This window comes from Silvania hatchlandensis (assembly GCF_025564065.1).
GTDB lineage: Bacteria > Pseudomonadota > Gammaproteobacteria > Enterobacterales > Enterobacteriaceae > Enterobacter > Enterobacter hatchlandensis.
This window is the reverse complement of record NZ_JAMGZK010000046.1, coordinates 115,284-133,710: the sequence shown is the minus strand read 5'-3', so window position 1 is coordinate 133,710 and position 18,427 is coordinate 115,284. Positions and strand designations below refer to the sequence as shown.

23 protein-coding genes are annotated in these 18,427 nt (G+C 56.0%); 19 read left to right on the top strand and 4 right to left on the bottom strand.

Going from position 1 to position 18,427, the window contains the following annotated elements; genetic code table 11:
- Nucleotides 1–67: 67 nt before the first annotated feature.
- Nucleotides 68–1,027, bottom strand: coding sequence for a flagellin N-terminal helical domain-containing protein (locus M8014_RS09815; RefSeq protein ID WP_271282291.1), 960 nt, complete (start codon nt 1,025–1,027; stop codon nt 68–70).
- Nucleotides 1,028–1,264: 237 nt separating this feature from the next.
- On the opposite strand from M8014_RS09815, the gene fliD reads away from it, so the two are divergent.
- From fliD to amyA, 4 genes are all read left to right on the top strand, one after another.
- The gene (gene fliD, locus M8014_RS09810; protein ID WP_271282290.1) at nt 1,265–2,668 is read left to right on the top strand and encodes a flagellar filament capping protein FliD; all 1,404 of its coding nucleotides are present in this window, start codon (nt 1,265–1,267) and stop codon (nt 2,666–2,668) included.
- Between the two features lie 22 nt (nt 2,669–2,690).
- Nucleotides 2,691–3,101 (top strand): flagellar export chaperone FliS, encoded by a 411-nt coding sequence (fliS, locus tag M8014_RS09805; RefSeq protein WP_271282289.1) that lies wholly within the window; start codon nt 2,691–2,693, stop codon nt 3,099–3,101.
- Nucleotides 3,101–3,460, top strand: coding sequence for a flagella biosynthesis regulatory protein FliT (fliT, locus tag M8014_RS09800; RefSeq protein ID WP_271282288.1), 360 nt, complete (start codon nt 3,101–3,103; stop codon nt 3,458–3,460). The genes fliS and fliT overlap by 1 nt, the downstream gene beginning before the upstream one ends.
- 103 nt (nt 3,461–3,563) lie before the next feature.
- Nucleotides 3,564–5,051, top strand: coding sequence for an alpha-amylase (gene amyA, locus M8014_RS09795; protein WP_271282287.1), 1,488 nt, complete (start codon nt 3,564–3,566; stop codon nt 5,049–5,051).
- Nucleotides 5,052–5,098: 47 nt separating this feature from the next.
- Here amyA and yedD read toward each other — a convergent pair whose 3' ends face one another.
- The gene (gene yedD, locus M8014_RS09790) at nt 5,099–5,512 is read right to left on the bottom strand and encodes a lipoprotein YedD (protein WP_271282286.1); all 414 of its coding nucleotides are present in this window, start codon (nt 5,510–5,512) and stop codon (nt 5,099–5,101) included.
- A gap of 69 nt (nt 5,513–5,581) precedes the next feature.
- The gene (gene fliE, locus M8014_RS09785) at nt 5,582–5,896 is read right to left on the bottom strand and encodes a flagellar hook-basal body complex protein FliE (RefSeq protein WP_271282285.1); all 315 of its coding nucleotides are present in this window, start codon (nt 5,894–5,896) and stop codon (nt 5,582–5,584) included.
- Nucleotides 5,897–6,123: 227 nt separating this feature from the next.
- On the opposite strand from fliE, the gene fliF reads away from it, so the two are divergent.
- From fliF to rcsA, 14 genes are all read left to right on the top strand, one after another.
- The gene (gene fliF, locus M8014_RS09780) at nt 6,124–7,815 is read left to right on the top strand and encodes a flagellar basal-body MS-ring/collar protein FliF (protein ID WP_271282284.1); all 1,692 of its coding nucleotides are present in this window, start codon (nt 6,124–6,126) and stop codon (nt 7,813–7,815) included.
- Nucleotides 7,808–8,803 (top strand): flagellar motor switch protein FliG, encoded by a 996-nt coding sequence (fliG, locus tag M8014_RS09775; RefSeq protein ID WP_271282283.1) that lies wholly within the window; start codon nt 7,808–7,810, stop codon nt 8,801–8,803. The genes fliF and fliG overlap by 8 nt, the downstream gene beginning before the upstream one ends.
- Complete coding sequence (fliH, locus tag M8014_RS09770; RefSeq protein ID WP_271282282.1) at nt 8,796–9,503, top strand: flagellar assembly protein FliH; 708 nt, start codon at nt 8,796–8,798, stop codon at nt 9,501–9,503. The genes fliG and fliH overlap by 8 nt, the downstream gene beginning before the upstream one ends.
- Nucleotides 9,503–10,873, top strand: coding sequence for a flagellar protein export ATPase FliI (fliI, locus tag M8014_RS09765; protein WP_271282281.1), 1,371 nt, complete (start codon nt 9,503–9,505; stop codon nt 10,871–10,873). The genes fliH and fliI overlap by 1 nt, the downstream gene beginning before the upstream one ends.
- Before the next feature lie 21 nt (nt 10,874–10,894).
- Nucleotides 10,895–11,338 carry a flagellar export protein FliJ gene (gene fliJ, locus M8014_RS09760; protein WP_271282280.1) on the top strand — a complete coding sequence of 148 codons (444 nt, stop codon included), beginning with the start codon at nt 10,895–10,897 and terminating at the stop codon, nt 11,336–11,338.
- Nucleotides 11,335–12,528, top strand: a complete 1,194-nt coding sequence (gene fliK / locus M8014_RS09755; RefSeq protein ID WP_271282279.1) for a flagellar hook length control protein FliK — start codon at nt 11,335–11,337, stop codon at nt 12,526–12,528. Before fliJ ends, fliK begins: the two co-directional genes overlap by 4 nt.
- 105 nt (nt 12,529–12,633) lie before the next feature.
- The gene (fliL, locus tag M8014_RS09750; RefSeq protein WP_271282278.1) at nt 12,634–13,101 is read left to right on the top strand and encodes a flagellar basal body-associated protein FliL; all 468 of its coding nucleotides are present in this window, start codon (nt 12,634–12,636) and stop codon (nt 13,099–13,101) included.
- A gap of 4 nt (nt 13,102–13,105) precedes the next feature.
- Nucleotides 13,106–14,110, top strand: a complete 1,005-nt coding sequence (gene fliM, locus M8014_RS09745; RefSeq protein WP_271282277.1) for a flagellar motor switch protein FliM — start codon at nt 13,106–13,108, stop codon at nt 14,108–14,110.
- Nucleotides 14,107–14,520, top strand: coding sequence for a flagellar motor switch protein FliN (gene fliN, locus M8014_RS09740; RefSeq protein WP_032612268.1), 414 nt, complete (start codon nt 14,107–14,109; stop codon nt 14,518–14,520). The genes fliM and fliN overlap by 4 nt, the downstream gene beginning before the upstream one ends.
- Nucleotides 14,521–14,522: 2 nt before the next feature.
- Nucleotides 14,523–14,897: a flagellar biosynthetic protein FliO gene (fliO, locus tag M8014_RS09735; protein ID WP_271282276.1), complete on the top strand. Its 375-nt coding sequence runs from the start codon at nt 14,523–14,525 to the stop codon at nt 14,895–14,897.
- Nucleotides 14,897–15,634, top strand: coding sequence for a flagellar type III secretion system pore protein FliP (fliP, locus tag M8014_RS09730; RefSeq protein WP_271282275.1), 738 nt, complete (start codon nt 14,897–14,899; stop codon nt 15,632–15,634). The genes fliO and fliP overlap by 1 nt, the downstream gene beginning before the upstream one ends.
- 10 nt (nt 15,635–15,644) lie before the next feature.
- Entirely contained in the window at nt 15,645–15,914 is a 270-nt protein-coding gene (fliQ, locus tag M8014_RS09725; protein WP_271282274.1) for a flagellar biosynthesis protein FliQ, read from the top strand.
- Between the two features lie 7 nt (nt 15,915–15,921).
- Nucleotides 15,922–16,707: a flagellar biosynthetic protein FliR gene (gene fliR / locus M8014_RS09720; RefSeq protein ID WP_271282273.1), complete on the top strand. Its 786-nt coding sequence runs from the start codon at nt 15,922–15,924 to the stop codon at nt 16,705–16,707.
- Nucleotides 16,708–17,001: 294 nt separating this feature from the next.
- A complete protein-coding gene (gene rcsA, locus M8014_RS09715; RefSeq protein WP_271282272.1) occupies nt 17,002–17,622 on the top strand; it encodes a transcriptional regulator RcsA in 621 nt (206 codons plus the stop codon).
- A gap of 93 nt (nt 17,623–17,715) precedes the next feature.
- On the opposite strand, the gene dsrB is transcribed toward rcsA, so the two are convergent.
- Nucleotides 17,716–17,904, bottom strand: a complete 189-nt coding sequence (gene dsrB, locus M8014_RS09710) for a protein DsrB (protein WP_271282271.1) — start codon at nt 17,902–17,904, stop codon at nt 17,716–17,718.
- A 129-nt stretch (nt 17,905–18,033) separates the two neighbouring features.
- Here dsrB and yodD point away from each other — a divergent pair, with 129 nt between their 5' ends.
- Nucleotides 18,034–18,261, top strand: a complete 228-nt coding sequence (gene yodD / locus M8014_RS09705) for a YodD family peroxide/acid resistance protein (RefSeq protein ID WP_271282270.1) — start codon at nt 18,034–18,036, stop codon at nt 18,259–18,261.
- The last annotated feature ends 166 nt before the right edge of the window (nt 18,262–18,427 follow it).

The window sequence follows — 18,427 nt, the reverse complement described above, 5'->3', positions numbered from 1 at the left end:
CGGTGTGCCGCATTTTTGCATAGAAAAAAGCGCCGACATGCGGCGCTTTCGAAATGCGATTACGCTATTAACGCAGCAGGGACAACATGGTCTGCGGAACCTGGTTAGCCTGAGCAAGTACTGAAGAACCAGCCTGCTGCAGGATCTGAGCGCGGGACATGTTGGACACCTCAGTCGCGTAGTCAGAATCCTGAATACGGCTGCGGGCTGCAGACAGGTTGTTCACGGTGTTGTTCAGGTTGGTCACCGTAGACTCAAAACGGTTCTGAGAGGCACCGAGGGAGCTACGCTGAGTATCAACAGCTTTGATAGCTTTATCAATATCTTCCAGTGGCTTACCTGCGCCCAACGCTGCAGCGGTGACTTTTCCGCTTCGTACGTCGAAACCAATTGCGGCAACAGAACGGTTACCAGCAGTACCATTTACATCTGTCAGTGTTGCTGCAGCAACGGTGTTGGCATATACGCCAGCGCCCGTAACGGCTGTAGTGGTGCTATCCGCGTTTGCCGACGCCAGGTTCCATCCAGCAGCACTGTTGAGAGAGATTCCAATGGTTTCAGCATCTTTAGAACCGACTTGGAAATTATAGCTTTTCGCGGTAGCCGTTGCGTTATTCAGAACCTTGATGCCGTTGAAATCGGTCTGTGTAGTCACACGATCGATCTCTTTCATACGCTCATTTACTTCAGATTGGATAGAATCCAGGTCGGTGGCAGAGTTAGAGCTGTTCTGCGCCTGTACGGTCAGGTCACGAATGCGCTGTAAGTTGTTGTTGATTTCGCTAAGCGCACCTTCCGCAGTCTGTGCCAGAGAGATACCGTCGTTGGCGTTACGAGCAGCGACGTTCAGGCCATTGATGTTAGAGGTGAAGCGGTTAGCGATCGCCTGACCCGCCGCGTCATCTTTTGCGCTGTTGATACGCAGACCGGAGGACAGACGCTCAATCGCAGTACCCAGCGTCGACTGTGATTTGTTCAGATTGCTCTGGGTCATCAGCGACAAGGTGTTAGTATTAATAACAGCCATGATTTATTCCTTCAAAAAGTTATCAGATTCAGGCATCTGCCTACGGCTTTCTCACCGTTCATCTGATTATCGACTTCCCCCCCTCAACCTTTAGGAAAATGATCATTTTTTTAAAGGGGCAAACTGCCCGATCTTTCTCTGCTTTATTTGCGCATTGATAAGCGCAAAAAAACGCTAATCTTTTTGCCGTTTCTGCCGATAGAGCATCCAGCGATTGTCTTAATAAAGGATGAAAAAATGGCAAGTATTAGTTCTCTCGGCGCTGGAACCAGCCTGAATCTCGGTACGTTATATGACAATTTAGAGACCGCCGAACAGACCAAACTCACGCCGATTACGACGCAACAGACCTCGTATAAAGCAAAACTGACGGCGTGGAGCGTGGTTCAGGCGTCATTAACCAAGTTTCAGAGTGCATCGGATGCGCTGAAGAACACGTCCGCCATTGCGCAGGCAAAAGTGACCAGCACCAATACTGCATTCAGCGCGACGCTGGCTAGCAGCGCGACTGCGGGTTCGTATTCGGTAGAGGTCACTAAACTGGCAGCGGCGCAAACGCTGCTGAGCCCGAAAGTGGCTAACAAAGATACCGATCTGGGCGACAGTGGGATGAGTTCTCGCACTGTCACTATCACCCAGCCGGGCCAGAAAGATCCGCTGACAGTAACGCTTGCCAGCGACAAAACCAGCCTTGCCGATGTGCGTGATGCAATTAACGCCAAACAGGGCAGCGTGACCGCCAGCATCATTAAAGCCGATGACAACAGTTATTACTTGTCATTGACGTCGCGTGACAGCGGCACAACCAATGAGATGACGATCACCACTGATGACAGCGAACTGGCGAAATATATCGGCCACGATCCGCTGGATACATCCAAAGGAATGACCGTCCAGGTTGCTGCGTCAGATGCCGTCGTAAACATTAACGGTATCAAGATCACGCGTAGCAGCAACACCATTACCGATGCTCCGGAAGGCGTGACGCTGAATCTGACCAAGACCAATGTCGGCAGTCCGGAGACGCTGTCAGTCGTGAAAGACAATCAGCCGATGACCGATGCGATTCAGGCCTTTGTTGATGCGTATAACTCGTTGCAAACCACCATTAGCAATCAGACGAAATATACCGCGGTCAAACAGGGTGATGCGTCCCAGGACTCCACTAACGGCGACCTGCTGGGTGACGGCACGTTACGTAATATCCAGACGCGACTGCGCTCTATGCTCTCGTCTTCTCAAGGCAGTGGTGATTTAGCAACCCTGTCACAACTGGGCATTACACAGGATATTACCGGTAAGTTGACCGTCGACAGCACCAAGTTAGGCAAAGCCTTGACGGACAAATCTGTCGATGTAGTCGCCTTCCTGTCTGGCGATGGCAAAACCACAGGTTTAGCGACCCAGACCAGCAACCTGTTGAAAGACATGTTAGGCAACGAGGGGTCAGTTAAAAATGCCACTGATGGCATTAATAAAACGCTTAAGCAGCTGACTGAACAGTCCACTCGAGTCGCAGCACAAATTGAAGCCACCATGGCGCGCTACAAAACGCAGTTTACCAGTCTGAGCCAGCTTGTTTCCTCCATGGACCAAACAGGGAGCTATCTGACTCAACAGTTCAATGCCATGAACAGTTAATGAAGATGAATTGAGGTTTACCATGTATACAAAATCGGGAATTCAGGCCTATGCGCAAGTCGGTGTTGAGAGCGCGGTCCTGAGTGCCAGCCCGCATCAACTGGTGGTTCTTCTTTTTGATGGCGCGTTAAGCGCCATGAAAAGAGCCATGATATTGATTGAGCAAGGGGATATCGCCGGCAAAGGCCTGGCGCTGACCAAAGCCATCAATATCATCAGTAACGGGTTACAGTCAGGGCTAAACCACGAAATTGGCGGCGAACTAACGACCAATCTGGATAGCCTCTATGACTATATGACCCGGCGTCTTCTACAGGCCAACCTTCATAATGATCTCGATGCCATTAATGAAGTGGTGGAGTTACTCAACAATATTGCTGATGCCTGGAAAGAGATAGGTCCCCATTCTCAGCATGCGCGGGATAATTACTAATGGAAGCCAATCTCGGGTTGCTCCAACACTATCAGCAGTTGTTAACCACCAGTGCAGCGATGCTGGCTCTGACCAAATCGGGGCGCTGGGATGAGCTGATTGCATACGAAGTAAAATATCTTACTGCGGTCGAAAAACTGACGCAGTTTCAGGATGCCAGTGACGTTGCGTCGCCTGTACAGGCGCAAATTCGCCCGATCCTGAGACAGATACTCGATAATGAAATTGAGCTTAAAGCCTTGCTGCAGCAGCGTATGGACGAACTGAGAACTTTGGTTGGGCAAACCTCCCGACAACATAATCTGAATGCAACGTATGGACGTCTCTCTGGCAATATTCTCTTCCCCACTGATATTTAACCCGGGGGTAATCATTGGCGGGCGAAAACTATTTTGCTGTTTCACCCGCTAATTTCTCCCGGCTCGCCCATACTGTCTGTGTTCTTAAACTGGAGCACGGAAGATGAAAAACCCCACCCTCTTGCAGTTCTTCCACTGGTATTACCCTGACGGCAGTCAGCTCTGGCCGGAAGTAGCCGAGCGCGCCGATGGTTTAAACGATATCGGCATTAACATGGTCTGGCTTCCCCCCGCGTATAAAGGGGCTTCTGGCGGTTATTCGGTTGGCTACGACTCCTACGATCTGTTCGATCTTGGCGAGTTCGATCAAAAAGGCTCCATCCCTACCAAGTACGGCGACAAGGCCCAGCTGCTCGGCGCTATCGAGGCTCTCAAACGCAACGATATCGCGGTGCTGATGGACGTGGTGGTGAACCACAAAATGGGTGCCGACGAGAAAGAGCAGATCCGCGTTCAGCGCGTCAATTCAGACGATCGCACCCAGATCGACGAAGACGTTATCGAGTGTGAAGCCTGGACCCGCTACACCTTCCCGGCCCGGGCCGGTCAGTACTCGCAGTTTATCTGGGATTACAAATGCTTCAGCGGCATCGACCATATTGAAAACCCCGATGAAGACAGCATCTTCAAGATCGTCAATGACTACACCGGCGAAGGCTGGAACGATCAGGTCGATACCGAGATGGGCAATTTTGACTACCTGATGGGCGAGAACATCGACTTTCGCAATCACGCCGTGACCGAGGAGATCAAGTACTGGGCGCGCTGGGTGATGGAACAAACTCAGTGCGACGGTTTTCGTCTCGATGCAGTGAAGCATATTCCGGCCTGGTTCTATAAAGAGTGGATTGAACACGTGCAGGAGGTCGCGCCGAAGCCGCTGTTTATCGTGGCGGAATACTGGTCGCCGGATGTCGATAAACTGCAGCAGTATATCGATCAGGTGGACGGAAAAACCATGCTGTTTGACGCCCCGCTGCACATGAAATTCCATGAGGCCTCTCTTCAGGGGCGCGACTACGACATGAGCCAGATCTTTACCGGCACGCTGGTAGAGGCCGATCCGTTCCACGCCGTGACGCTGGTGGCCAACCACGACACCCAGCCATTACAGGCGCTGGAGGCCCCGGTTGAGGCCTGGTTTAAACCGCTGGCCTATGCGCTGATCCTGCTGCGCGAGAACGGCGTGCCGAGCGTCTTCTATCCGGATCTGTACGGTGCCAGCTACGACGATACCGGCGGTGATGGCGAGACTTACCACATCGAGATGCCGGTCATTGAACAGCTTGACCAGCTGATCCTTGCCCGCCAGCGCTTTGCCCACGGTATCCAGACCTTGTGGTTCGATCATCCTAACTGCATAGCCTTCAGCCGCAGCGGTACCGATGAAGATCCCGGCTGCGTGGTGGTGCTTTCCAACGGGGATGAGGGTGAGAAGACGATCGCGCTTGGCGAGAACTACGGCAACCGGACCTGGAAAGATTTTCTCGGCAACCGGGAAGAGGCGGTTACAACGGATGAAAACGGCGAGGGCGTGTTCACCTGCAACGGCGGCAGCGTCAGCGTGTGGGTGATGGAGGCGGTGTTGTAACGAAGGGACTGCCGGGCGGCGCGATGCCTGCCCGGCGTTCACAAATTTTATGGCAGCTTACTGAGCAGCGGATTTTTGCTCAGGTACGCCGCACATTCAACGGTCGGGCGTTCCACGCGCTGCAGGGTCATGCCGTCATACTCGATGGCGCTGCCGTCACGTTCCAGCGGATAGACATCCCGCTTTTGGGTCACGTTGTAAAAATCATCCGAGCGCAGCATGATTTTCCCCGGCACGGCAACCACCCGCACCCATTGACGGCAATCCAGGGTATCGCCTTCTTTTGTTACCACCAGCGTGGCGATCGCTTCCGGGCTGACCATCGCGCTTTGCGGCCCTTTCGACTGCCAGTAGCCCGCCAGCTCTGCCGGAACGGGATGCTTGATCACATCCTCATATTTCTCGACCTGCACACAGCCGGTTAACGCCAGCAGCCCCGCCATCATTGCTATTTTTTTCATCATTTGTCCGTCTACGGATAAAAAAAAGAGTGTGGCATTAAAGACGTGCGCCTGCCAGCGCCTTAGGTACTAAACCTGCATAGACATAACATCCTGATACGCCTGCATCAGTTTATTACGTACCTGAATACCCATCTGCATGGATACCGACGCTTTTTGCATATCGGTCATCACATCGTTCAGCGCGATACCCGGTTCGCCGAGGGTGAATTTTTCAGCCTGCGTACGGGCGGCGCCCTGAGTCTCGCTGATGCGGTCCAGTGCAGCGTGCAGTTGACCGGCGAAACTGACGGTTGGCTGCACGTCAGCCACGTTCTGATTCCGGGCGGTCATTGCCGTTGCCTGTAGCTGGCTGATGACGCCTTCAATCCCCTGTATTGCCATGACTTTCCCCTGATGGATTTTTACGCGCTCAAGAGTACCAGTCTGTCAATGAGATAAAGGCGTTAAATAGCATGAAAAAACCAGGTTATTTGACCCATAGAAATTCCTGAATCATCAAATAATGGCAGCGCCATGATTATGGAATTTTTGTTGTGTTTGCCGACCCGGGAGTCTGTTTTGTTTCTCAACACGAATAATGTCATCCACGAAGAGCTACGAGGTGCGCGATGAGTGCGACAGCAACAACCGGCCCTCAAACTAAATCTCTCGAATGGATGAGCCGCCTGCGCGCGAACCCTAAAGTACCGTTGATCGTGGCAGGTGCTGCCGCTATCGCCATTCTTGTCGCCATGGTCTTATGGGCGAAACAGCCCGACTATCGCACGCTGTTCAGCAATCTCTCCGATCAGGATGGCGGCGCCATCGTCACCCAGCTTACCCAGATGAACATCCCCTACCGCTTCGCGGACAACGGCGGCGCGCTGGAAGTCCCGGCCGATAAAGTTCACGAACTCCGTCTGCGTCTTGCTCAGCAGGGCTTGCCGAAAGGCGGCGCGGTCGGTTTTGAGTTACTGGATCAGGAAAAATTCGGCATCAGCCAGTTCAGCGAGCAGGTTAACTACCAGCGCGCGCTGGAAGGCGAACTGGCCCGCACCATCGAAACGCTGGGGCCGTTGAAAAGCGCCCGCGTTCACCTGGCGATGCCAAAACCGTCGCTGTTCGTCCGCGAACAAAAAGCCCCTTCCGCTTCCGTTACCGTCAATCTGCAGCCGGGCCGCGCGCTCGATGAAGGTCAAATCAGCGCCGTCGTGCATCTGGTCTCCAGCGCCGTAGCGGGTCTGCCGCCGGGTAACGTGACGCTGGTGGATCAGGGTGGGCATCTGCTGACCCAGTCCAACACCGCCGGACGCGATCTGAATGACGCCCAGCTGAAATACGCCACCGACGTGGAAGGCCGCGTTCAGCGCCGCATCGAAGCCATTCTTGGCCCGATTGTTGGCAACAGCAACGTCCACGCCCAGGTCACCGCCCAGATTGATTTTGCCAATAAAGAGCAGACCGAAGAGCAGTACAGCCCGAACGGCGATCCTTCCCGGGCAGTGATGCGTTCGCGTCAGCTGAATGAAAACGAGCAGAATGGCGGCAATAACCCTGGCGGCGTGCCGGGTGCGCTCTCTAATCAGCCTGCCCCAGCCAACGCCGGCCCGATTACCACACCGCCGCAAAACCCACAGAACGGCCAGCAGGCGAACGCTCAGCAACAGCAGCAAACCTCCACCACGGCGGCCAATAGCGGGCCGCGTACCAGCAGCCGCAACGAAACCACCAACTACGAAGTCGACCGCACTATCCGCCACACCAAAATGAACGTCGGCGACATCGAACGTCTCTCGGTGGCGGTGGTGGTCAACTACAAAACCCTGCCGGACGGTAAGCCGCTGCCGCTGACCGCCGAGCAGATGAAACAGATTGAAGACCTGACCCGCGAAGCGATGGGCTTCACGGAAAAACGCGGTGACACCCTCAACGTGGTGAACTCGCCGTTCAGCGCGGTTGACGATGCCAGCGGTGAGCTGCCGTTCTGGCAACAGCAGGCATTTATCGATCAGCTGATCGAAGCCGGTCGCTGGTTGCTGGTGGTGATTGTCGCCTGGCTGCTGTGGCGTAAAGCGATCCGTCCGCAGCTGGTTCGCCGCGCAGAAGAAGCTAAGGCCCTGAAAGAGCAAACCATGCTGCGTCAGGAAACCCACGAAGCGGTGGAAGTCCGCCTCAGCAAAGACGAACAGGTACAGCAGCGCCGGGTAAATCAGCGTCTGGGCGCTGAAGTGATGAGCCAGCGTATTCGTGAAATGTCAGATAACGATCCGCGCGTCGTGGCGCTGGTCATTCGCCAGTGGATGAGCACCGAAAATGAGTAACCTTACCGGAACAGATAAAAGCGCTATTCTGCTGATGACCATTGGCGAGGATCGTGCGGCGGAGGTGTTCAAACACCTCTCCCAGCGCGAAGTGCAGTTGCTCAGCGCGGCGATGGCCAACGTGCGGCAGATCTCCAATAAGCAGCTCACCGACGTGCTGGCAGAGTTTGAGCAGGAAGCGGAACAGTTCACCGCGCTCAACGTCAACGCCAACGAATACCTGCGCTCGGTGCTGGTCAAGGCACTTGGCGAAGAGCGCGCGGCCAGCCTGCTGGAAGATATTCTCGAAACCCGCGACACCGCCAGCGGCATCGAAACGCTCAACTTTATGGAGCCGCAGAGCGCTGCCGATCTTATTCGCGACGAGCACCCACAGATCATCGCCACCATCCTGGTCCACCTCAAGCGCGGCCAGGCGGCGGATATTCTGGCGCTGTTCGACGAGCGTCTGCGTCATGACGTGATGCTGCGTATCGCCACCTTTGGCGGCGTCCAGCCAGCCGCGCTGGCAGAGCTGACCGAAGTGCTGAACGGCCTGCTCGACGGCCAGAATCTCAAGCGCAGCAAAATGGGCGGCGTGAGAACGGCGGCCGAAATTATCAACCTGATGAAAACGCAGCAGGAAGAGGCGGTTATTACTGCTGTTCGCGAGTTCGACGGCGAACTGGCACAGAAAATTATCGACGAGATGTTCCTGTTCGAAAACCTGGTCGACGTGGACGACCGCAGTGTCCAGCGCCTGCTGCAGGAAGTGGACTCCGAATCGCTGCTTATCGCCCTCAAAGGTGCCGAACAGCCGCTGCGCGAGAAGTTCCTGCGCAACATGTCCCAGCGTGCGGCAGATATCCTGCGCGACGATCTGGCCAACCGTGGCCCGGTCCGTCTGTCTCAGGTGGAAAACGAACAGAAAGCAATCCTGCTTATTGTGCGTCGTCTGGCCGAAACCGGCGAGATGGTAGTCGGCAGCGGCGAGGATACCTATGTCTGATGAACTGCCGTGGAAGATCTGGACGCCACAGGATCTCGCCCCTCCCCTCGCCGAGTTTGTCCCCGCGACCGTCGCACCGACGCTGGACGGGGATGAAGAAGGCGAGCCTGAGCTGAGTGAAGAGGAGCAGCGCGCCCAGCAGCTGGCACAGATCCAGCTCCAGGCGCACGAGCAGGGTTACTCGGCCGGGATGAACGAAGGCCGTCAAAAAGGCCAGGAACAAGGTTATCAGGAAGGGCTGGCCCAGGGGCTTGAGCAGGGACTGGCGCAGGCCCGTTCCCAGCAGGCGCCGATCCACGCCCGGATGCAGCAGCTGGTCAGCGAGTTCCAGAATACGCTTGATGCGCTGGACAGCGTGATCGCCTCGCGCCTGATGCAGATGGCGCTGGAAGCCGCCCGCCAGGTGATCGGCCACACGCCGCCTGTCGATAACTCGTCATTGATTAAACAGATTCAGGGCCTGCTGCAGCAGGAGCCGCTGTTCAGCGGCAAGCCACAGCTGCGTGTCCATCCGGACGATCTGCAGCGGGTGGAAGAGATGCTCGGCGCGACCCTCAGCCTGCACGGCTGGCGTCTGCGCGGCGATCCGACCCTGCATCACGGCGGCTGCAAAGTCTCTGCCGATGAAGGGGATCTGGATGCCAGCGTGGCGACGCGCTGGCAGGAACTGTGCCGCCTGGCAGCACCGGGAGTCATCTGATGACCGCGCGTCTTACCCGCTGGCTGAACACCCTCGACAACTTTGAAACGAAGATGGCCCAGCTGCCGTCCGTGCGTCGCTACGGTCGTCTGACCCGCGCCACCGGGCTGGTGCTGGAAGCTACCGGCCTGCAACTGCCGCTGGGTGCGACCTGCATTATCGAACGCCAGGACGGGAACGAAATCCGCGAAGTCGAGAGCGAAGTGGTCGGCTTTAACGGCCAGCGACTGTTCCTGATGCCGCTGGAAGAGGTCGAAGGCGTGCTGCCAGGTGCCCGCGTGTATGCCAAAAATTTATCCAGCGACGGACTGCACAGCGGCAAACAGCTGCCGCTCGGCCCGGCGCTGCTGGGACGGGTACTGGACGGCGGCGGAAAACCGCTGGATGGCCTGCCCTCTCCGGACACCACCGAAACCGGCGCGCTGGTAACGCAGCCGTTTAACCCCCTACAGCGTACCGCGATTGAACACGTGCTGGATACCGGCGTGCGCCCGATCAACGCCCTACTGACCGTCGGTCGCGGCCAACGTATGGGGCTGTTTGCCGGTTCCGGCGTCGGCAAATCGGTGCTGCTGGGGATGATGGCCCGCTACACTCAGGCCGACGTCATTGTGGTAGGGCTGATTGGCGAACGTGGCCGCGAAGTTAAAGACTTTATCGAGAACATTCTCGGCACCGAGGGGCGCGCCCGTTCGGTGGTGATTGCCGCCCCGGCGGATGTCTCTCCCCTGCTGCGTATGCAGGGTGCCGCGTATGCCACGCGCATTGCGGAAGATTTTCGTGACCGGGGTCAGCATGTGCTGCTGATCATGGACTCCCTCACCCGCTATGCGATGGCGCAGCGTGAAATCGCACTGGCAATCGGCGAGCCGCCGGCCACCAAAGGCTATCCGCCGTCGGTGTTTGCCAAACTCCCGGCGCTGGTTGAACGCGCGGGCAACGGCATCAGCGGTGGGGGCTCGATTACCGCCTTTTACACGGTACTGACCGAGGGCGACGATCAGCAGGATCCGATTGCCGACTCGGCGCGTGCGATCCTCGACGGTCACATCGTGCTGTCGCGTCGTCTGGCCGAGGCCGGGCACTATCCGGCGATTGATATTGAAGCGTCGATCAGCCGTGCCATGACATCGCTGATCACCGAGAAGCACTACGCCCGGGTGCGTAACTTCAAACAACTGCTCTCCAGCTTCCAGCGCAACCGCGATCTGGTCAGCGTCGGCGCCTATGCCAAAGGCAGCGACCCGATGCTCGACAAAGCCATCGCGCTGTGGCCGCAGCTGGAAGCCTATCTGCAACAGGGTATTTTTGAAAAAGCCGACTGGGAAAGTTCAATCCAGATGCTGGAATACATTTTCCCGCAGGCGTAATCAGGGTAGAGGGCGAACGTTATGGCGCAACACGGCGCATTAGCCACGCTGAAAGATCTGGCCGAGAAAGAAGTCGACACTGCCGCCCAGCAGCTTGGCGCCATGCGCCGCGGGCATCAGCAGGCCGAAGAGCAACTGAAGATGCTGATCGACTATCAGCACGAGTATCGCGCCAACCTCAACAACGACATGACGCAGGGCATCGGCAGCCAACGCTGGATCAACTATCAGCAGTTTATTCAGACCCTGGAAAAGGCTATCGACCAGCATCGCCAGCAGCTGGACCAGTGGAATAACAAAGTCGACAGGGCGCTGAATTTCTGGCGTGAGAAGAAGCAGCGTTTACAGGCCTGGCAGACGTTACAGGATCGCCAGCTGACCGCCGCCGCCCTGGCAGAAAACCGTCTCGATCAGAAAAAAATGGATGAGTTCGCCCAGCGCGCATCAATGAGGAAACCGGAATGATCACAGTGCAACAACTGCTTTCGAGCGACAGCGAGCTGGCAGGCAGCACCCGCAGCGGGAAAGCCGCCGATGGCGCGCAGGATTTTCTCGCCCTGCTGACGGGCGCATTAACCGAGGCACCTGCCCTGGGTAAAGAGGCGGGACTGACGCTCAACGATTTGCATGCCGCCGGTGGTAAGCTGCCAAAAGCGGGCCTGACCGCGGACGCCGAAGGTCAGGAGACCGGCAAACTGGCAGAGCTGCTGGCGCGCCACGAGATCCTGGTCGCCGACGACAGCGCACCGCAGGTAACCCTGCCGGGGCTGACCAGCGGTCTGCTGACGTCTGCCAAAGGCGACGTCCTGAAAACGCTGGCCCAGGCCGCGAAAGACGCCGACAGTAAAACCGATCTCAGCGACGAAGAGCTGGCCGGATTAAGCGCTTTAATGGCGATGCTGCCGCACCAGCAGATGGCAACCGCTGCCGCGCCGAAACCCGTTAACGCCGATACGCTTGCGGTCCAGACCACGCCTGCGGGTAATAGCCGCCAGCCGGTGCTGGATACCGATGCGCTGCGCAGCGCGAAAGCGGTCGCTCAGGACAAAGATGCTGCGTTAGCCTCAAACACGCAGTTGACACCAACGATGGCGGCCACCGTCAGCAAACTGGACGCCGAGAGCACGCCATCACCGAGCGGCCCAACCGCCACGATGACCCCGATCCTCAGCAGCCACTCGTCTGCCGCGCCAACGCCTGCCACAGTCCCCGTGGTGAGCGCACCGCTGGGCAGCGGTGAGTGGCAGCAGACTGTCAGCCAGCACATCACCTTGTTTACCCGTCAGGGCCAACAGAGCGCCGAGCTGCGTCTGCACCCGGAAGATCTCGGTCAGATCCAGATTTCGCTTAAACTGGATGATAATCAGGCGCAGCTGCAGATGGTGTCAGGTCATAGCCACGTGCGCGCCGCGCTGGAAGCGGCGCTGCCGATGCTGCGTACCCAGCTGGCGGATAACGGTATCCAACTGACGCAAAGCAACATCAGCAGCGAAAACTTCAGCGGCCAGCAGCATGCCGCGTCCCAGCAACAGCAACAGGCGTCCCGCTCCGGCAATCAGGGCGGATTTGACGAAGAGAACGATGAACTGCTGGCCACCCCGGCCTCCCTGCAGTCCGTGGCGCGTGGAAACGGTGCCGTGGATATCTTCGCGTAAACGCCAGAGGTAGCGTGATTATCCCCGTCTTTTCCACCCTTTGACGGTGACAGGACACGGGATAATCACCTTATTAGCAGTCCCGAAACAGGAAGCACGCATCAGATGACTGACTCCGCTATCACCAAAAAAAGTAAGCGTTCCATCTGGATCCCGCTGCTGGTGTTAATTACGCTCGCCGCCTGCGCCACCGCGGGCTACAGCTACTGGCGTATGAACAAGGCGCCTGCAGCCGAAGCCAAAGTCGAGCCACCACCGCCTGCCGCGCCGGTCTTTTTCGCGCTGGATACGTTTACCGTTAACCTGGGTGACGCGGAGCGCGTGCTGTACGTGGGGATTACGCTGCGTCTGAAAGACGACGCGACCCGTGCGCGTCTGAGCGAGTATCTGCCGGAAGTGCGCAGCCGTCTGCTGCTGCTGTTCGCACGCCAGGATGCTTCCCAGCTCTCGACCGATGAAGGTAAGCAGAAGCTGGTAGACGCCATTAAGCAAACGCTGGCCGCCCCTCTTGTGAGTGGTCAACCTAAGCAGGAAGTCACTGACGTTCTGTATACAGCCTTTATTTTGCGGTAACGACATGGGCGACAGTATTCTTTCACAGGCGGAAATCGATGCGCTGCTCAACGGCGACAGCGATAAAACCGACGATCCAAAACCGGGTGCGGCGGGCGAAAGTAATATTCGCCCCTACGATCCCAATACCCAGCGTCGCGTGGTGCGCGAGCGTCTGCAGGCGCTGGAGATCATCAACGAACGTTTTGCCCGTCAGTTCCGTATGGGGCTGTTTAACCTGCTGCGTCGTAGCCCGGATATCACCGTCGGCGCGATCCGCATTCAGCCGTATCATGAGTTTGCCCGCAACCTGCCGGTGCCAACCAACCTGAACCTGATCCACCTGAAACCGCTGCGCGGTACCGGCCTGTTCGTGTTTTCGCCGAGCCTGGTGTTTATCGCAGTGGATAACCTGTTCGGCGGCGACGGGCGTTTCCCGACGAAAGTGGAAGGCCGCGAGTTCACCCATACCGAACAGCGGGTCATCAACCGGATGCTGAAGCTGGCGCTGGAGTCCTACAGCGACGCGTGGAAAGCCATCAACCCGCTGGAAGTGGAGTATGTGCGTTCTGAGATGCAGGTGAAGTTCACCAACATCACCACCTCGCCAAACGACATCGTGGTTAACACCCCCTTCCACGTGGAGATCGGCAACCTGACCGGTGAGTTCAACATCTGTCTGCCGTTCAGCATGATCGAACCGCTGCGCGAAGTGCTGGTGAACCCGCCGCTGGAAAACTCCCGTCATGAAGACCAGAACTGGCGTGAGAATCTGGTCCGTCAGGTGCAGCACTCGCAGCTGGAGCTGGTGGCGAATTTTGCCGACGTGCCGCTGCGCCTCTCGCAGATCTTAAAATTAAAACCCGGCGATGTGCTGCCGATCGATAAGCCCGATCGCATCATTGCCCATGTGGATGGCGTGCCCGTCCTGACCAGCCAGTACGGCACCGTGAACGGTCAGTACGCGCTACGCGTTGAGCACCTGATTAACCCGATTTTGAATTCTCTGAATGAGGAACAGCCCAAATGAGTGATATGAACAATCCGTCCGATGACAACAACGGAGCACTGGACGATCTGTGGGCTGAGGCATTAAACGAACAAAAAGCACCGGCCAGCAAAAGCGTGGCCGATGCGGTGTTCCAGCAGTTGGGCGGCGGCGACGTCAGCGGCACGCTGCAGGATATCGATCTGATTATGGATATCCCGGTCAAGCTGACCGTGGAGCTGGGTCGTACCCGGATGACCATCAAAGAGCTGCTGCGCCTGACGCAGGGTTCAGTCGTGGCGCTGGATGGCCTTGCGGGTGAGCCGCTGGACATCCTGATCAACGGCTACCTGATTGCCCAGGGTGAAGTGGTCGTGGTTGCCGATAAGTACGGCGTGCGTATCACCGACATCATCACCCCATCCGAACGTATGCGTCGTCTGAGCCGTTAAGCATGACAACCCAGGCTACCGTTTCTCAACCCTCTGCGGTACCCGGTTCACCGTTGCTGCAGGTCAGCGGTGCGCTGCTGGGGATTATTGCCTTTATTTTGATTGCCGCCTGGCTGGCAAAACGCGTCGGTCTGGCGGGAAAAACCGCCGGGGCACGCGGACTGAAGCTGTGCGCCAGCACCTCGCTGGGACCGCGTGAGCGGGTGGTGATTGTGGAAGTGGACGACGCCCGGCTGGTGCTGGGTGTGACGGCATCACAGATTAATCTGCTGCATACCTTGCCCCCTGCGCCCGTCGTTGACGAGGCCCGCACCGATGTTGCACCGGATTTTCAGTCGGTGATGAAGAGTTTGCTTAAGCGTTCCGGGAGATCGTGATGCGCCCTGTGTTGTCCCTTACGCTTGCAGGTCTTGCCCTGTTTGCTCCTGCCGTGTCTGCTCAACTGCCTGGTTTGATTTCCACGCCGATGGCCGGTGGCGGTCAAAGCTGGTCTCTGCCGATCCAGACGCTGGTGTTCATCACCTCGCTGACCTTTATTCCGGCCATCCTGCTGATGATGACCAGCTTCACCCGCATCATTATTGTGTTTGGTTTGCTGCGTAACGCGCTGGGCACCCCGTCCGCGCCGCCTAACCAGGTGCTGCTGGGTCTGGCCCTGTTTTTAACCTTCTTCATCATGTCCCCGGTGATCGACAAAATTTATGTCGATGCCTACCAGCCGTTCAGCGAAGAGAAGATCTCGATGCAGGAAGCGCTGGAGAAAGGGGCGCAGCCGCTGCGCGAATTTATGCTGCGTCAGACGCGTGAAGCGGATCTGGCTCTGTTTGCCCGCCTCGCCAATGCGGGGCCGATGCAGGGACCGGAAGCGGTGCCGATGCGTATTCTGCTGCCGGCTTACGTCACCAGCGAGCTGAAAACCGCTTTCCAGATTGGCTTTACCATTTTTATTCCGTTTTTGATTATCGACCTGGTGATCGCCAGCGTGCTGATGGCGCTGGGGATGATGATGGTGCCTCCGGCAACCATTGCCCTGCCCTTCAAGCTGATGCTGTTTGTCCTGGTGGATGGCTGGCAGCTGCTGGTCGGTTCGCTGGCGCAAAGTTTCTACAGTTGAGGCGCGCACGATGACCCCTGAATCGGTAATGATGATGGGCACGGAAGCAATGAAAGTTGCGATTGCCGTTGCCGCTCCCCTGCTGCTGGTGGCGCTGGTCACCGGCCTGATTATCAGTATTCTGCAGGCCGCCACGCAGATTAACGAAATGACCCTCTCGTTCATTCCGAAAATTATCGCCGTGTTTGTGGCGATCATTATCGCCGGGCCGTGGATGCTGAACCTGCTGCTGGATTACATGCGTAATCTGTTCACCAATCTGCCTTATATCATTGGCTAACTGACGGATGCTGCACTTTACCAGCGACCAATGGATGCAGTGGTTAAGCCTCTATTTTTGGCCTTTGCTGCGCGTGCTGGCGTTGATCTCAACTGCGCCTATCTTCAGCGAGCGCACGGTACCGAAGCGGATAAAAATCGCCCTCGGGATCGTCATCACCATTATCATCGCCCCGACGCTGCCAACGGTAAACGTGCCGATATTTTCCCCTGCCGCTCTGTGGCTGGGGCTGCAGCAGATCCTGATTGGCGTGGCGCTTGGCTTTACTATGCAGTTCGCCTTTGCGGCTATCCGTACCGCTGGGGAGCTGATCGGTTTGCAGATGGGCCTGTCGTTCGCCACCTTCTTTGATCCTGCCAGCCATCTCAATATGCCGGTGCTGGCGCGCATCATCGATATGCTGGCCCTGCTGTTGTTCCTGGCGTTTGACGGGCATCTGTGGCTGCTGTCGATGCTGGTGGATACCTTCCATACCCTGCCGATTGGCGGCGACCCGGTCAACAGCAACGCGTTTATGTCTCTGACCCGCGCGGCGGGGCTGATCTTCCTCAATGGCCTGATGCTGGCGCTGCCGGTGATTACCCTGCTGCTGACCATCAACCTGGCGCTGGGCTTACTGAACCGCATGGCGCCACAGCTCTCCGTTTTCGTGATTGGCTTCCCCATCACCCTCACCGTCGGCCTGCTGCTTATTTCCCTGCTAATGCCGCTCATTGCCCCATTCTGTGAGCGTTTATTCAGTGAATTATTTAATTTACTGGCAGATATTATTCACGAACTACCAGCAAAATAATAACCCCTGCTTTTTATCCTGTCTTTATGAGGATATTCCTAAAAGAGATTCCAGGAATCATCCGGCAGGATATATCTGGCGCGGGTTAATTGTTTCAATGCTCCTCACAATACTCAACATTTACTTTACTTTGAGATGATTCCTGGCAAATTATACGTAACTTTACGGGATAGTGAGTTCGCCTGAAAGTCCTTGTAATGCGCGCAGGTAATTTTATTATTTTATCCCGTTTGGTTGTTTAAGAATTATCGGGCAGTGGGTGAATTATCGTTATGCATTGAGTGAGGGTATGCCATGTCAACGATCATTATGGATTTATGCAGTTACACCCGGTTGGGGTTAACCGGGTATCTGAACAGCAGGGGGGTAAAAAAACGAGACATCAACGATGTACATACCGTTGACGAACTCGCCGCCGCCTGCGACCAGTTTACGCCTGGTGTGGTGTTTATTAATGAGGACTGTTTTATTCACGACCCCGCCAACAGTCAGCAAATAAAGCAGATCATTAATCAGCATCCCGCAACCTTGTTTATTGTATTCATGGCTATTGCCAATCTGCATTTTGATGAATATTTGCGGGTGCGTCAGAATCTTCTTATTAGTTCGAAGTCCATTAAGCCCGAGTCGCTGGATGACTTGTTGGGCGATTATTTAAGTAAAGAAATAAACAGTCACGGTGAGAAATTTCCGACATTATCACTGAGCCGCACCGAATCGAGTATGCTGCGCATGTGGATGGCGGGACAGGGCACGATCCAGATTTCCGATCAGATGAATATCAAGGCGAAGACCGTTTCGTCACATAAGGGAAATATTAAAAGGAAAATTAAAACGCACAATAAGCAAGTGATCTACCACGTCGTGCGCCTGACGGACAATGTGACCAACGGTATTTTTGTCAATCTGCGCTAATCCGCGCCCTTCAGTTGTTTCCCAATCTCTGGCTATGCCAGAGATTTTTATTAACGCGTCGGGCACGCCCCAGGCCACCCGACACGGCTAAGACTACTCTACGCTTTCGACAAAAATACCGTCAGGATGGCCAACCTCGTTAAAGAACCAGATACCGAGCGGGTAATCTTCCAGCGATACCAGATACATTACCCCTTCATTAAACTGCTCAATGGCCAGCACTACACCCGAACGGCGTGGCCCGCCGTCTGTTTTAACGGTAACCCGATCGTTGACCTTCATACAATCCTCCTCTGGTTTTGAGCCAGTGTAGAACAAAACGCGAAAACTGGCAGCGCCTTCCCCGCGCGACTGACGATTTTATCAGCGGTCTATACTTATAGCTGAATTCGGTGATGAGAGGAATGAGTGATGAAGACCGCAAAAGAGTACAGTGAAACGGCAAAACGTGAGGTGAATGTGGACGTTGATGCCCTGCTCGCGGCAATCAATGAGATCAGCGAAAGCGAAGTACGCCGCATCGAGGATGACCCTAACCACGTGCGGGTGAACGACCGGGACTACCACACCTGGCGTGAGCTGGCAGAGGCCTTTGAACTCGATATACACGACTTTAGCGTGTCAGAAGTGAATCGCTGAGGCGAAAAAAATCCCGGTCATGGGGTGACCGGGATGAAACTTGCTTATGCAAGAAGCACTTGTAAATTCGTTACATCAGGAAATCTGATGTCGGACAAACCTTATCCCCAAAAATTTTGTAAGACAAGGATATATTAACAATATGAATAGCAAAAACTCAGAAATG

Coding starts and splice junctions, on each gene's coding strand:
- M8014_RS09815 (WP_271282291.1), bottom strand. CDS start 1,027: ATGGCTGTTATTAATACTAACACCTTGTCGCTGATGACCCAGAGCAAT.
- fliD (WP_271282290.1), top strand. CDS start 1,265: ATGGCAAGTATTAGTTCTCTCGGCGCTGGAACCAGCCTGAATCTCGGT.
- fliS (WP_271282289.1), top strand. CDS start 2,691: ATGTATACAAAATCGGGAATTCAGGCCTATGCGCAAGTCGGTGTTGAG.
- fliT (WP_271282288.1), top strand. CDS start 3,101: ATGGAAGCCAATCTCGGGTTGCTCCAACACTATCAGCAGTTGTTAACC.
- amyA (WP_271282287.1), top strand. CDS start 3,564: ATGAAAAACCCCACCCTCTTGCAGTTCTTCCACTGGTATTACCCTGAC.
- yedD (WP_271282286.1), bottom strand. CDS start 5,512: ATGAAAAAAATAGCAATGATGGCGGGGCTGCTGGCGTTAACCGGCTGT.
- fliE (WP_271282285.1), bottom strand. CDS start 5,896: ATGGCAATACAGGGGATTGAAGGCGTCATCAGCCAGCTACAGGCAACG.
- fliF (WP_271282284.1), top strand. CDS start 6,124: ATGAGTGCGACAGCAACAACCGGCCCTCAAACTAAATCTCTCGAATGG.
- fliG (WP_271282283.1), top strand. CDS start 7,808: ATGAGTAACCTTACCGGAACAGATAAAAGCGCTATTCTGCTGATGACC.
- fliH (WP_271282282.1), top strand. CDS start 8,796: ATGTCTGATGAACTGCCGTGGAAGATCTGGACGCCACAGGATCTCGCC.
- fliI (WP_271282281.1), top strand. CDS start 9,503: ATGACCGCGCGTCTTACCCGCTGGCTGAACACCCTCGACAACTTTGAA.
- fliJ (WP_271282280.1), top strand. CDS start 10,895: ATGGCGCAACACGGCGCATTAGCCACGCTGAAAGATCTGGCCGAGAAA.
- fliK (WP_271282279.1), top strand. CDS start 11,335: ATGATCACAGTGCAACAACTGCTTTCGAGCGACAGCGAGCTGGCAGGC.
- fliL (WP_271282278.1), top strand. CDS start 12,634: ATGACTGACTCCGCTATCACCAAAAAAAGTAAGCGTTCCATCTGGATC.
- fliM (WP_271282277.1), top strand. CDS start 13,106: ATGGGCGACAGTATTCTTTCACAGGCGGAAATCGATGCGCTGCTCAAC.
- fliN (WP_032612268.1), top strand. CDS start 14,107: ATGAGTGATATGAACAATCCGTCCGATGACAACAACGGAGCACTGGAC.
- fliO (WP_271282276.1), top strand. CDS start 14,523: ATGACAACCCAGGCTACCGTTTCTCAACCCTCTGCGGTACCCGGTTCA.
- fliP (WP_271282275.1), top strand. CDS start 14,897: ATGCGCCCTGTGTTGTCCCTTACGCTTGCAGGTCTTGCCCTGTTTGCT.
- fliQ (WP_271282274.1), top strand. CDS start 15,645: ATGACCCCTGAATCGGTAATGATGATGGGCACGGAAGCAATGAAAGTT.
- fliR (WP_271282273.1), top strand. CDS start 15,922: ATGCTGCACTTTACCAGCGACCAATGGATGCAGTGGTTAAGCCTCTAT.
- rcsA (WP_271282272.1), top strand. CDS start 17,002: ATGTCAACGATCATTATGGATTTATGCAGTTACACCCGGTTGGGGTTA.
- dsrB (WP_271282271.1), bottom strand. CDS start 17,904: ATGAAGGTCAACGATCGGGTTACCGTTAAAACAGACGGCGGGCCACGC.
- yodD (WP_271282270.1), top strand. CDS start 18,034: ATGAAGACCGCAAAAGAGTACAGTGAAACGGCAAAACGTGAGGTGAAT.